Annotated in this window: 7 protein-coding genes and 1 pseudogene; 7 read left to right on the top strand and 1 reads right to left on the bottom strand. The window is 61.5% G+C overall.

Going from position 1 to position 13204, the window contains the following annotated elements; all coding sequences use genetic code 11:
* Window positions 1-5 precede the first annotated feature (5 nt).
* Complete coding sequence (locus PMI30_RS10335; RefSeq protein WP_008011479.1) at window positions 6-1400, top strand: efflux transporter outer membrane subunit; 1395 nt, start codon at window positions 6-8, stop codon at window positions 1398-1400.
* Window positions 1401-1526: 126 nt separating this feature from the next.
* Here the strand turns inward: PMI30_RS10335 and pvdP are convergent, their stop codons facing one another.
* Window positions 1527-3155 carry a pyoverdine maturation tyrosinase PvdP gene (pvdP, locus tag PMI30_RS10340; RefSeq protein WP_008011478.1) on the bottom strand — a complete coding sequence of 543 codons (1629 nt, stop codon included), beginning with the start codon at window positions 3153-3155 and terminating at the stop codon, window positions 1527-1529.
* 268 nt (window positions 3156-3423) lie between these two features.
* Here pvdP and pvdM point away from each other — a divergent pair, with 268 nt between their 5' ends.
* The 6 genes and pseudogenes from pvdM (at window position 3424) to PMI30_RS10365 (ending at window position 13040) form a co-directional block, all read left to right on the top strand.
* Window positions 3424-4794 carry a pyoverdine-tailoring dipeptidase-like protein PvdM gene (gene pvdM / locus PMI30_RS10345; RefSeq protein WP_008011476.1) on the top strand — a complete coding sequence of 457 codons (1371 nt, stop codon included), beginning with the start codon at window positions 3424-3426 and terminating at the stop codon, window positions 4792-4794.
* Entirely contained in the window at window positions 4791-6071 is a 1281-nt protein-coding gene (gene pvdN / locus PMI30_RS10350; RefSeq protein WP_008011475.1) for a pyoverdine-tailoring periplasmic protein PvdN, read from the top strand. The genes pvdM and pvdN overlap by 4 nt, the downstream gene beginning before the upstream one ends.
* Before the next feature lie 10 nt (window positions 6072-6081).
* Window positions 6082-6198: pseudogene (locus PMI30_RS31735) on the top strand (metal ABC transporter ATP-binding protein); the annotation flags it as partial.
* 34 nt (window positions 6199-6232) lie between these two features.
* The gene (gene pvdO, locus PMI30_RS10355; protein ID WP_008011474.1) at window positions 6233-7120 is read left to right on the top strand and encodes a dihydropyoverdine dehydrogenase; all 888 of its coding nucleotides are present in this window, start codon (window positions 6233-6235) and stop codon (window positions 7118-7120) included.
* Between the two features lie 80 nt (window positions 7121-7200).
* On the top strand, window positions 7201-8859 hold the full coding sequence (locus PMI30_RS10360; RefSeq protein WP_008011473.1) for a cyclic peptide export ABC transporter: 1659 nt from the start codon (window positions 7201-7203) through the stop codon (window positions 8857-8859).
* 38 nt (window positions 8860-8897) lie between these two features.
* Window positions 8898-13040, top strand: a complete 4143-nt coding sequence (locus tag PMI30_RS10365; RefSeq protein ID WP_008011470.1) for an amino acid adenylation domain-containing protein — start codon at window positions 8898-8900, stop codon at window positions 13038-13040.
* The last annotated feature ends 164 nt before the right edge of the window (window positions 13041-13204 follow it).

Here is a 13204-nt window from a genome sequence, read left to right as displayed (position 1 = left end):
GACCTATGAAACCGCAACTGAGCCTGTTGACCCTTTGCCTGTTACTCGGCGCCTGCAGCCACCCTGCCCCGCGCCCGGACAGTGGCATTCAACCACCGTCGGCCTGGCAATCGCCGCACCGCGAGAGTACTTCTCAGACCAGTCGGCAATGGTGGACGCAGTTTGGCAGCCCGCAGCTTGATCGTCTGATCGAACAGGCCCGCGTCGGCAGTCATGACCTGGCCGCCGCCATCGCGCGAGTGCGCCAGGCGCAGGCCGACACGGTGATTGCCGGCGGCTCGCAGCTGCCGGAGATCAAGGCCGGCATGAACGCCAACCGCCAGAAACTGCTGCATGGCAAGGGCTACAGTCAACTTGATGTCGACAGCAACGACAAGGCCGTGGATTTTTTCGACGCCAACTTCAGCGCCAGTTACGAAATTGACTTCTGGGGCGGCAAACGCGCGTCCCGGGACAGTGCGCAATATGGGCTGCGAGCCAGCGAGTTCGATCAGGCCACGGTTGAGTTGACCTTGCTCAGCGGGGTTGCCAATAGCTACGCGCAAGCCTTGTCGCTGGGTGAACAGAGTCGCATTGCCGAGCTGAACCTGGCCAATGCTCAGAACGTTTTGAAACTGGTGCAGACCCGTTTCGACTCAGGCTCGGCTACCGCACTGGAACTGGCGCAACAGAAAAGCCTGGTGGCGGCGCAACAACGGCAACTGCCGCTGATTCGACAGCAAGCCGAGGACGCATGGATCAGCCTCGCCGCCCTGCTTGGCCGGCCGGTCCAGCAACTGCCGCCCAGCCAGGAGTCCTTCGATCAACTGCAGTGGCCAGCCATCGGTGCCGGGCTGCCCAGCGAATTGCTCAGCCGCCGTCCGGACATTGCCCGCGCCGAAGCGCAACTGGCCGTCGCCCAGGCCGACGTCACTGTCGCTCGCGCCGCGATGCTGCCCGCCGTGACCCTGAGCGCCAGCATCGGCTCGGGCGCCAACACGGCCAACGACATTCTGCGCAACCCGTTCTACAACCTGACCGCCGGGCTGGTCGCGCCGATCTTCAATAACGGCCGCCTCGGCGCTGAGCGCGACAAGGCCACGGCCCGTCAACAAGAACTGCTGGAAACCTATCGAGGCGCGATCATCAACGGTTTTGCCGACGTCGAAAAAGCCCTCAACAGCATTCGTGGCCTGGATGAACAGCGGGAGTGGCAACGCGAAGAGCTGAACCAGGCACAGACCGCGTTCAACATTGCGCAAAGCCGCTATCAGGCTGGGGCCGAGGATTTGCTGACGGTGCTGGAAACCCAGCGCACGTTGTATGCGGCACAAGATTCGAATGTGCAGCTGCGGTTGTCGAGGTTGCAGGCGAGCATTGCGTTGTACAAGGCGTTGGGTGGAGGGTGGCAGGTTTTGTAGCGTTGCCAGCGAGTCCGCCATCGCGAGCAGGCTCGCTCCCACAGAGGTTTGTGTATGCCGGATGATTTGGGTACGACACATAACCTGTGGGAGCGAGCCTGCTCGCGATTGAACGATGACTCGGTCTTAACTGGTAATCGGCTTGACCTTCAGATTCCGTGCATACCAAGGCCGTTGCGGCACCCGACGGAACAAGTCCGCCAGTTTCTTTTCGTCAGTGCCGAAGGTGATGCGCAGCGCCAGCTTCATGGTTTCCGGGTCCATCTCCACCGACTTGCCGGCCTGCAATCCCGGCGTGGTGCTGCAACCGTGGGTACTCGGGCCGAGCCACGGATCATCCACTTCAACCCAGCGCCCAGGGGCGAACCAAGGCACGCCATTGACCTCAAGCCGACTGACCTCCCCCGGATGGAAGCGCTCGTGAGCGCGAAACCAGTCTTCCAGACGATCGTCGATCCAGCCGTGGAAGTGCCAGAACACCGGGCTCACGTGGGATGAAAACGGGTCACCGAGAAAGTCGTTTTCCGGTGCATACCAACGCGCGGAAAAGTCCGCTGGATCCCGGGCAAAAGGAACCGGCTGACCGTTGGATGGATCGCGCGGCACCGAGGCCCAGCGCATGTGCAGCCAGTCGTGCAGGCCTAGCTCAATTTCTGAGCCGAACTGCCCCAGGGTCAGCTTCGACAGATAACGCGGATCACGGTAGCGCGATTCCCAAACCTGAAAATTGCTGTGATAGGTTTCGGCGGTCTTGATGTCGCTGACCCACCGCGTGTACTCGGTATCTTCGGCGGCCAGCCAGGTGGGCGGCAGCGCCGTGCCATCGTGGTTGTCGAAATAGCGGGCGAAGCCCTGACGGTCGCGTTCAAGCTCCGGCTGCGGCATCGGGAAGCTCGGCCAGGACGGCAGGTCCTGCATCGAACGCGCAGTGCCTAGCATGTGCCGGTGCATGAAGAAAAAGTCGACCCCAGAGCCATTACGGTCTTTGCGCGGCCCACGGGCATCGCGCTCCTCGCCCCGCGGGCCCGGCTGCCAGCCGATGCCGCGCAAGGCACCGCGCTGGTCTTCGGAGAGTTTGTGCCATTTGTCCCGCGTGGCGTGCCAGAGCTGGTGGAACAAGCGGTGTTCAGGGGAAATCAGCCACGCCAGCAACGGTGGATTCAGACCGACACGCTCGCGGGCTTCGGGAAACAGCCGTTTGCGCGCGACAAATCGATTGTCCTGTTCCGGCAAGCCGAGCGGGCGATCCAGGCGCAGGACCCGCCCGCTGAGTGTGCCACTGCCGGCATTGCCAAAATCAGCCCAGACTTCATCGAGCACGACCGCCAGTTCATAGGCCGGTGCGCCGTTGGCCGAGTGCGTATCGACCAGGCGCCAGTACAGCTGGCTGGCGTCAGGCGAAACCAGATCGCCGATCACCTTGTAACGCGGCTCGGTTTCGCTGCGTAACCGTTGCGCGGTATCGAGGCAGCCACGCAGGCCGCGGCCGCGCTGGGCGATGTCGAGAAACAGTTCCAGCCCGCTCTGGGGTAAACCGTCGAGGCCCGCGCGGGAACCTTCGAAGCGGATATCCCAGATGCCTCGCAGCGAGTTGGCCAACTGCTGACCCGCGGTATCCGCCAGGTCGACGGTCGCTTCACCCGGGGTGATCGTCGGGTCTGGCTTCGTCCATTCGCGATGCCCATAAAAAACCGCAGGCACAGCAGCACCGGTCAGCGCCAGGCCTGCCATGAACCATCGTCGAGAAATCGTCATTGCCCTACCTGTGTCAGCCATGAAGCAGGCTTTATCCAAGCTAGAACGTTTGTTGGGTCCGAAAATTTAAAGGCTTCGCGGGCAAGCCTCGCTCCTACAGATTGGTGGTGGATCACAATGATGTGGACGACACAAAACCTGTAGGAGCGAGGCTTGCCCGCGAAGAGGCCCGCGAGGTCACCTAAATTTCCCCGCCAGCTACTCGTTCCTCCCAGATAGCAAAGGCCCCTGCACCTGTACCGGGGCGGCGAACCTGACTGAGATGGCAATGACAAAACCACGTTCGAAAAAGGCTCTTTACATCGGCCTGCCGCTGGCCCTGGCGATCAGCGCCGGTGCAGGTTTCGCGGTCTGGTATTACGGGTTCAAGGATAACCTCGGTTACCCGATCAAGGTCATGAAACAGGCGGACGAGTTGCACGAGCGCATGCTCTCCTTCGACAGCCACATCAGCCTGATGCAGAACTTCGGCACGCGGGGCAACGAAGCCGACAAGGACGGCAAGGGCCAGTTCGACCTGGTCAAGGCCAACCGCGGACACCTGTCCGGGGCGGCCCTGACGATTTTCGGCTGGCCCGAACTGTGGAATGGCGCCAACGCGCCGCACAGGCCCACCGCCGGTTTCGTCGAAGAGGCACGCAACCAGCAGGAGATCCGCTACAAGATTATTTCCGGCATGGTCCGCGACTTTCCCAATCAGGTCGCCATTGCCTACACCCCCGACGATTTCCGTCGATTGCACGGAGAAGGCAAGTTCGCGATTTTCATCAGCATGCTCAATGCCTATCCACTGGGCCATGACCTGAACCTGCTGGACCTGTGGACGGCACGCGGCATGCGCATGTTCGGTTTCAGCTACATCGGCAATAACGACTGGGCCGACTCTTCGCGCCCCTTGCCGTTTTTCAACGATTCGCCGGATGCCCTCGACGGCCTCTCGGACCTGGGCAAACAAGCCGTGCATCGCTTGAATGACCTGGGCGTGATCATCGACGTGTCGCAAATGTCGACCAAGGCCCTGGAGCAAGTCGCGCAATTGAGCCGCACGCCGATGGTGGCTTCGCACTCGGCGCCACGGGCGATGGTCGATATCCCGCGCAATCTCAGCGACAAGGAATTGCAGCTGATCAAGAACAGTGGCGGTGTGGTGCAGGTGGTCGGTTTCTCCCAATACCTGCGACCGCTGACCCAGACCACCCAGGACAAACTCAACGAACTGCGCAAACAGTTCGACCTGCCCCCCCTGCCGAACCTTTCCATGGCTCTGATGCCGGGTGATCCGGTCATCGCCGCCTGGTCCGAGAAAAAATTCGGCCAGTACGCCAGCCGCCTCTACGCGATTCTTGAAGAAGAACCCAAAGCCACCCTCAAGGACCTCGGTGACGCCATCGATTACACTGTGCGAAAAATCGGCATCGATCATGTCGGCATCAGCTCCGATTTCAACGAAGGTGGCGGCGTCAAGGGTTGGAACAACGTCGGTGAAATTCGCAACGTCACGGCGGAACTGATCTCGCGCGGCTACTCCGAGGCGGACATCGCCAAGCTCTGGGGCGGCAACTTCCTGCGGGTCTGGGACCAGGTGCAGAAAGCCGCCAAACCGGCGCTGATTTCACATCAAGGCACGAGTAAACCATGAGCGATCGTCGAACCTTTCTGAAACAGGCCGGGATCCTCGCCGCCGGCCTGCCCCTGACTGCCGGCCTGCACAACGTTGCCAGCGCCACCCCACAGCCCTCGCTGCCAGGGGACAAATGGGCGCAACTGCGACAACTGTTCGACCAGGATCCGGACTACCTGCACTTCTCCAACTTCCTGATCACCTCGCACCCCAAACCGGTGCGTGAAGCGATCGAGATGCACCGCGCCGCCCTCGATAAAAACCCTGGGCTGGCCATGGACTGGGACCTGGGTGTTATCGAGCAGCGTGAAGAAGAGGTGCGCGTCTGGGCGGGTCGTTACCTGCAAGCCAATGCCAAACAGATCGCGTTGACCGGCAGCACCACCGAAGGCCTGGCGATGATTTACGGCGGTGTGCACGTGCGCCCGGACCAGGAAATCCTTACCACCGCCCACGAGCATTACGCGACCCACACGATCCTCAATCTGCGCGCCCAACGGGACGGCACCCGGGTGCGCAAGATCAGGCTGTTCAAGGATCCGCAGACGGCCTCCAAAGCCGAGATCCTTGCCTCGATCGACCAGAACATCAAACCCGAAACCCGTGTACTGGGCATGACCTGGGTGCACTCCGGCAGCGGCGTGAAACTGCCAATCGCGCAAATCGGCGCGCTGGTGGACAAGCACAACCGCCACCGCAGCGAGCAGGACCGCATCATTTACCTGGTCGACGGCGTGCACGGTTTTGGTGTCGAGGACCTGAGTTTCCCGACCATGAACTGCGACTTCTTCATCGCCGGCACCCACAAATGGATGTTCGGCCCCCGTGGCACGGGCATCGTTTGCAGCCGCAGTGAAGAGGTCAAATACGTCACGCCGATCATCCCGACCTTCTCCGAAGCCACGGCGTTCTCCACCACCATGACACCGGGCGGCTACCACTCGTTCGAGTACCGCTGGGCACTGAACGAGGCCTTCAAACTGCATTTGCAATTGGGCAAGGCCGATGTTCAGGCGCGTATCCATGCCTTGAACAGCTACATGAAAAAACGCCTGCAAGCGCACCCGCAGATCGAACTGGTCACCCCCCTGAGGCCCGAGTTGTCGTCGGGCTTCAGCTTCTTCCGGGTCAAGGGCCAGAGCAGCGACAAGATCGCCGCCTGGCTGATGCAAAACCGCGTGATCGCCGATGCCGTGGAGCGCGACGTGGGTCCGGTGATCCGCACGGCGCCGGGGCTGCTCAACACCGAAGCTGAAGTCGACCGCTTCATCGCGTTGCTCGGCACACAGCTCTGATCCCAACCCCATGATGAATAGCGCAATCCATGTGGGAGCGAGCCTGCTCGCGAAGGCGTCCAGTCAGTCAACATCATCGTTAAATGACACACCGCATTCGCGAGCAGGCTCGCTCCCACAGGTTTCGCACCTTTCCTTTTAACTTTTTATCGAGTGCAATGATGAACAGTGAGCTGCGTAGTTTTTCCTTGAAGACGCTCCCCACACTGGCCTTCGCCGCCGTGGTTGCAAGCCTGATGCCGGGCATCGCTCAGGCCGCCGCACCCGCCCCGCCCGGGAAAGTCTTCAAGGACTGCAAGGACTGCCCGGAGATGGTGGTGCTGCCCACCGGGACCTTCACCATGGGCACCCCGGACAATGAGGTGGGCCGCGAGCCCGACGAAGGCCCGTTGCACCCGGTGACCTTCGCCAAACCGCTGGCCATCAGCCGCTTTCAGGTGTTGGCCGGCGAGTGGGACGCGTACCTGCGCGACAGCGGTTACGTCATGCCCGACGGCGACACCCGACCGGGCCGCGAGTGCAAGGCCGGCGTGCCGCGCTATGAACGCACCGCGAGGCATCCAGCGGTGTGCATGGACTTCCCCGAGGTCAATGCCTACGTGGCCTGGCTCTCGAAGAAGACCGGCAAGCACTATCGACTGGTCAGCGAATCACTGCGTGAGTACGCCGCTCGCGCGGGCAGCAGCGGCCCGTTCCCCTTCCCGTTCGATGAAGGCAAGGAATACAGCATCGCCAAACACGCCAACACCTACGGCGCCGCCGATGGTTACAACTTCACCTCACCGGCGGGCAGTTTTCCGGCCAACGCCTTTGGCGTGTACGACATGCACGGCAACGTCTATGAGTGGACCGCCGATTGCTACAACGAGAACTACTCAGGTGCACCGAGCGATGGCAGCGCGTGGTTGACCGGCGACTGCAAGGCCCGGCGCATTCGTGGCAATGACTGGGGTGAAGCACCGGTGTTCTCGCGTTCGGGCAACCGTAATGCCACCTACCCCGATACCCGTGGCGACTGGATCGGTTTTCGCGTCGCGCGGGACCTGTGATGCGCGCCCAGGAACAGCTCAACTCTTGAACTTCAACCCTTGAACTTCTGCCCTTAACGGCACTTGAAGCGGAAACCCCCATGACCTCGAATTCCCGCGGAGCCATCAGTGAAGTCCTCAGCCTGCTCAAGCCTTTCCGGGTCGTCGTGGTGCTGTCGATCATGCTTGGCATGCTGGGTGGACTCAGCATTACCGCCCTGCTTGCGACCATCAATAACGCCCTGAACGCCGAAGGCAGCCCACCCGCCAGTGTGCTGGTGACGTTTGTCGGCCTGTGTGTGCTGGCCCTGGTGGCGTCGACTCTGTCGGATATCGGCACCAATCATGTCGGGCAGCGCATCATTGCCGGGCTGCGTAAATCCCTGGGAGAGAAAGTCCTGTTGGCACCGATCGAACAGATCGAGCGGTATCGCAGCCATCGGCTCATTCCGGTCCTGACCCACGATGTCGACACCGTCAGCAGCTTCGCCTTCTCCTTTGCGCCGCTGGCCATTGCCTTCACCGTGACCCTTGGTTGCCTGAGCTACCTGGCTTATCTGTCGCTGCCGATGTTTGCCCTGTTGCTGGTGGCGCTGGTGATCGGCACCGTGGTGCAATATGTGGCCCGGGCCAAGGGCATCAAGGGCTTCGAAGCCGCTCGCGAGGCTGAAGACGAACTGCAAAAACACTACAGCGCGATTGCGGCCGGCGCCAAGGAGCTGCGCATCCATCGCCCACGCCGCCAGCGCATGTTCAGCCAGCGCATCGAAGGCACCGCCGACTACATCTGCAATACCCACATCCGTTCGATCAACACGTTCGTGGTGGCCAAGACCTTCGGTTCGATGCTGTTTTTCGTGGTCATCGGCCTGGCACTGGCGCTGCAATCGTTCTGGCTGGGCACCGATAAAGCGGTCCTCAGCGGTTTCGTGCTGGTGTTGCTGTACATGAAAGGCCCGCTGGAATACCTGGTCATCACCCTGCCGGTAGTCAGCCGCGCCAACATCGCCTTCAAGCGGATTGCCGACCTTGCCGAACAGTTTTCCTCGCCCGAGCCGCACTTGCTGCTCAGTGACAAGAACACCCCCAAAACAGTCGTCGAACACCTCGAATTGCGAGACGTGCATTACGCGTTCCCTCCGGTGGACGGCAGCAAACCCTTCACCCTCGGGCCGGTCAACCTCTCCATCGCCCAGGGCGAAATCGTCTTCATCGTCGGCGAGAACGGCGGCGGCAAGACCACGCTGATCAAGTTGCTGCTGGGCCTCTACGCACCACAGGGCGGTGAAATCATCCTCAACGGCGCGCCGGTGCAGGCCAGCAATCGCGACGATTATCGCCAGTTGTTCACCACGATTTTTGCCGACTACTACTTGTTCGACGAACTGGTGCAAGGCGACCAGCAGGTTCCCGAAGACGCCAACCGTTACCTGGAACGCCTGGAAATCGCCCACAAAGTCAGCATCCGCGATGGCGCGTTCAGCACCACTGATCTGTCCACCGGCCAGCGCAAGCGCCTGGCGCTGTTGAACGCCTGGCTGGAGGAACGCCCGGTGCTGGTGTTCGACGAGTGGGCGGCCGATCAGGACCCGGTCTTCCGGCGAATTTTCTACACCGAACTGCTGCCGGAACTGAAGTACCTGGGCAAGACCATCATCGTCATTTCCCACGACGACCGTTACTTCGATGTCGCCGACCAACTGGTGCGCATGGAAGCGGGTCAGGTCATCAGTGAAAAAGCTCCGGCCACCACGGCCTGAGCCCTGCCCGACGCATTGCCGCCTTTTGCGAGAACCCCATGAACGAACTTCTTGATGATGATCTGCTGGCGCTTTTACTGGCCGATGCCGCAGACGATGTACAGGCCTTGTCGCCCCGCAGCCGCCTGGATCGAGCCCCGCTGTCGTTTGCCCAGCAACGACTGTGGCTGGAGCAACAATTGGCTCCGACCAGCTCGGCCTATAACCTGCCACGCGCCTTGCGACTGACCGGCGAACTGGATACCCGGGCGCTGGAAGTGGCGCTTGACCGGGTCATAGATCGACACGACATTTTGCGCAGCGCGTTCAAGGAAATCGACGGCGTACCGATCCAGGTCGTTGAGCGTCACGCCCATCTGACCCTGCACAAGCAAGACCTCTCGGCCCTCGACAGCCAGGCCCGTGCCGATGAATTGGCGCAGCGTATCCAGAACCAGGCACTGCGCCCGTTCGACCTCAGCCGAGCGCCGCTGATCCGCGCCACGTTGCTCAAGCTCGACACCCGGGAACATGTGTTGCTGCTGAACATGCACCACATCGTCTCCGATGCCTGGTCCAATGCGATTCTCATGCAAGACCTGTCCCGCGCCTACGGCCAGGCCCGCCTCGGCGACACCGCGCAACTGCCGCCACTGGCGATGCAATACGCCGACCATGCCACCTGGCAACGCGGTGCATACCTCGACAGTGCCGCTTGCGCGCGCAGCGGCGATTACTGGCGCCAGTACCTGGGCAGCGAATTGCCCGTGCTCGAACTGCCCCAGGATTTTGCCCGCGCAGCTGGTCAACAGCATCTCGCCGGGCGCCGGACATTGAGTATTCCCACCTCACTGTCCCAGGCGCTCAACGCCTTCTGCCAGCGCCAGGGGCTGACGCCGTTTGTGCTGGCCTTGGGCGCCTGGCAATTGCTGCTCGGCCGCTACAGCAACCAACACGACTTCACCGTCGGCGTGCCCAACGCCAACCGCAACCGTGGCGAAACCCAAGAACTAGTGGGGTTTTTCGTCGGCACTCAGGTGTACCGGGCGCGGATCGATTCGACCCGCACCGCCGTGGATTTTTTGCACGACCTGCGCGGGCAATCCCTGGCGGCACTTGAGCATGCCGATTACCCGCTGGAGCTGATGTTCGATCAACTGCAACGACCGGGTGGCCAGACGGCCAATCCATTGTTCCAGGTGTTGTTCAACTGGCGCACCGGCACCGCCGAACCACCCGCGATGGACTGGGGCGGGCTGGCGCTGGAGTTTCTCGATTCAGGGGAGAACCAGGCCAAATTCGATCTCTCACTGGACATCGACTACTCGCACCAGGGCCTTGTCGCCACCTTCGAGTACAGCCGCGACCTCTACAGCCCGGCGACGATCGAACGCATGGCCAGGCATTGGCAGAACCTGTTGCAGAGCCTCATCGAAGCCCCTGATCGCGCCCTCGGCGAACTGCAACTGCTGACCCCGGACGAGCGTCAACACACCCTGGCCGACTGGAATCGTCAGCCCACCCGCCTCCCTCGCGAACACTGCCTGCATCACTTGATCGAAGCCCACGCCAGCAAGGCCGGTGAGGCCATCGCCCTGAGCTTTGGCGAGCAGCACATGAGTTACGCCGAGCTCAATCGCCAGGCCAATCGATTGGCCCATCGGCTGATCAGCGAGGGCGTCGGCCCGGATGTGCTGGTGGGCATCGCCGTCGAGCGTACGCCAGACATGATCATCGGCGTGTTGGCGATCCTCAAGGCCGGGGGCGCCTACGTGCCGCTGGACCCGGCCTACCCGGCCGAACGCCTGGCCTACATGATCGAGGACAGCGCCATCGCACTGGTGCTGACGCAAACACATCTGCGCGAACAGTTGCCGCTGCCGGCCGAAGTTCACTGCCTGTTACTCGACCAGCCTCCGTCCAGCCACCCGGATGAGCACAATCCCGAGGTGGTGGTACACCCGGATAACCTGGCGTATGTGATTTACACCTCGGGCTCTACCGGCAAGCCCAAAGGCGCGCTGCTGCCGCACCACAACGTGATGCGGCTGTTTCAGGCGACGGCGAACTGGTTCAACTTCAACCAGGACGACGTCTGGAGCCTGTTTCACTCGTATGCGTTCGACTTTTCCGTGTGGGAAATTTTCGGCGCCCTGTTGCACGGCGGCCGATTGGTGATCGTGCCGCACGCGGTCAGCCGTTCGCCACAGGAGGTCTACGCGCTGCTTTGCCAGGAAAAAGTCAGCGTGCTCAACCAGACGCCGTCGGCTTTCAAACAGCTGATGCAGGTCGCCTGCGAACCCGGGCAGTCGCTGACGCAACACTTGCGTTATGTGATTTTTGGCGGCGAAGCAATTGATGTGAAAAGCCTGCGTCCATGGTTCGAACGCTTCGGCGATCGCGCGCCGCAGTTGATCAACATGTATGGCATCACCGAAACCACCGTGCATGTGACCTACCGACCGTTGTCACTGAACGATCTGAATTCGGACGCGGCCAGCCCCCTCGGCGAGCCGATTGTCGACCTGTCGTGGTACCTGCTCGACCCTCATCTGAACCCGGTCCCCAAAGGTTGCATCGGTGAGTTGTATATCGGCCGCGCCGGCCTGGCACGTGGGTATCTGAAACGCACCGACCTGACCGCCACCCGTTTCATTCCCGATCCGTTCGACCCGCTACCCGGCGGGCGTCTGTATCGCACCGGCGATCTGGCGCGCTACGGCGTCGATGGCAGCATCGAGTACGTCGGACGCATCGACCATCAGGTAAAAATTCGTGGTTTCCGCATTGAACTGGGGGAAATCCAGGCACGCTTGCAGAGCCTGCCAGCTGTGCAGGACTGCGTGGTCCTGACCCACGAAGGCCCGAGTGGTCTGCAACTGGTCGGTTATGTGATCGCCAGCGAGCCGGCCAGCGCCGAGCTGCGCGAACAACTGCTGAGCGACCTCAAGGCGCAGTTGCCGGATTACATGGTGCCCAGCCACCTGCTGTTTATCGATCACTTCCCGCTCAACGCCAACGGCAAGCTCGACCGCAAAGCCCTGCCCGAGCCGGATATCAGCCTGTGGCAGCAAGTCTACGTCGCGCCCGGCAACCCGCTGGAAGAGGCACTCGCCCAGCTCTGGCAGCAATCGCTGGGCATCGAGCGCGTGGGTGTGACCGACAACTTTTTTGAATTGGGTGGGCATTCGATTCTGGCCATTCAGTTCATTTCCACGCTCAAGACACGCCTGAACATCGAGCTGCGCCTGCAAGAGTTACTGGCCCATCCGAGCATCGGCGAGCTGGCGGCGTTTATTTCGCGCAAGCATCGGGAGCAGGCTCAGTGCGTGGTCGAGTTGAATGCAGCCCCGGCCAGCGCACCCACCCTGTTCTGCCTGCACCCCAGCGGCGGCATCGTGTTCTGTTACCAGCCGCTGGCGAAGAAACTCAAGGCCCATGCCTCGGTCCGTGGCGTCATGCATCGCGGTTTCGGCGATGGCAGCCAAAGCTGGGACGAGATGGTGGCCGATTACAGCCACGAAATCGTCAAGGCACAACCTCAAGGCCCCTACCACTTGATGGGCTGGTCGCTGGGGGGCGCGATTGCACTGGATATCGCCGCCACGCTGGAAGGCCTGGGTCATCAGGTGGCCTTTCTCGGCCTGGTGGACAGCACCATCCCGGACCATCTGTATCCCGAGGATTTGCCCCGATATCGACGTTTGCCCAGTGCTGAACAGAGCCGCGAGGCCTCGGAAGAAATCCTCGATGCCATTCACTATTTCGATCTGTTGTTCCCGACCCTGACAGACCGTACGGCGGTGTATTTGAAAGACTCGCCACACAGCTCGGTCAAGCAGTTCTATGACTGGGCAGCAAGCCTGGTCGAACCGGGCCAGGGCGACTTGTTGTCGATCGTGCAAAGCGTGAAGAACGAAGTCATGAATGCCCAGGCGTTCTCGGTGCATGACCGTTTGCTGGAGGCCTTCAAGGCCTATACCTTCAAACCTGTGCAGGTCCAGCCCAGTTGCTGGTGGGCCGTGCCGGAAAAAACCGTGCAGGAACTGGCGTTCTGCGAGGCATTGATCCAGCGTTACAGCCCGGCGGGCGAGCTGAAATGTTCGGTCCATTCACCCTTGTTGCACCGCAGCATGATCTTTGATGACGCACTGATCGACTCACTGATCGAAGCCTTCCTGGCCAGCATCGCCCCTCGCTGATCTTCCCCCATGGCAACCCTCCGGCAGACGCCGGCGGGTTGCCTTTAATGCCAGTCAGTCAAGGCACAAAACCTGTGGGAGCGGCGGTGCGGCGATCCGACTTGCTCGCGAAAGCGGTATGTCAGGCGACATTAATGTTGACTGTGCTGCCGTCTTCGCGAGCA

The sequence above is a fragment of the Pseudomonas sp. GM50 genome (assembly GCF_000282375.1).
Classification (GTDB): domain Bacteria; phylum Pseudomonadota; class Gammaproteobacteria; order Pseudomonadales; family Pseudomonadaceae; genus Aquipseudomonas.
The sequence above is the reverse complement of the archived record's forward strand: the minus strand, read 5'-3'. Positions and strand labels throughout refer to the sequence as shown.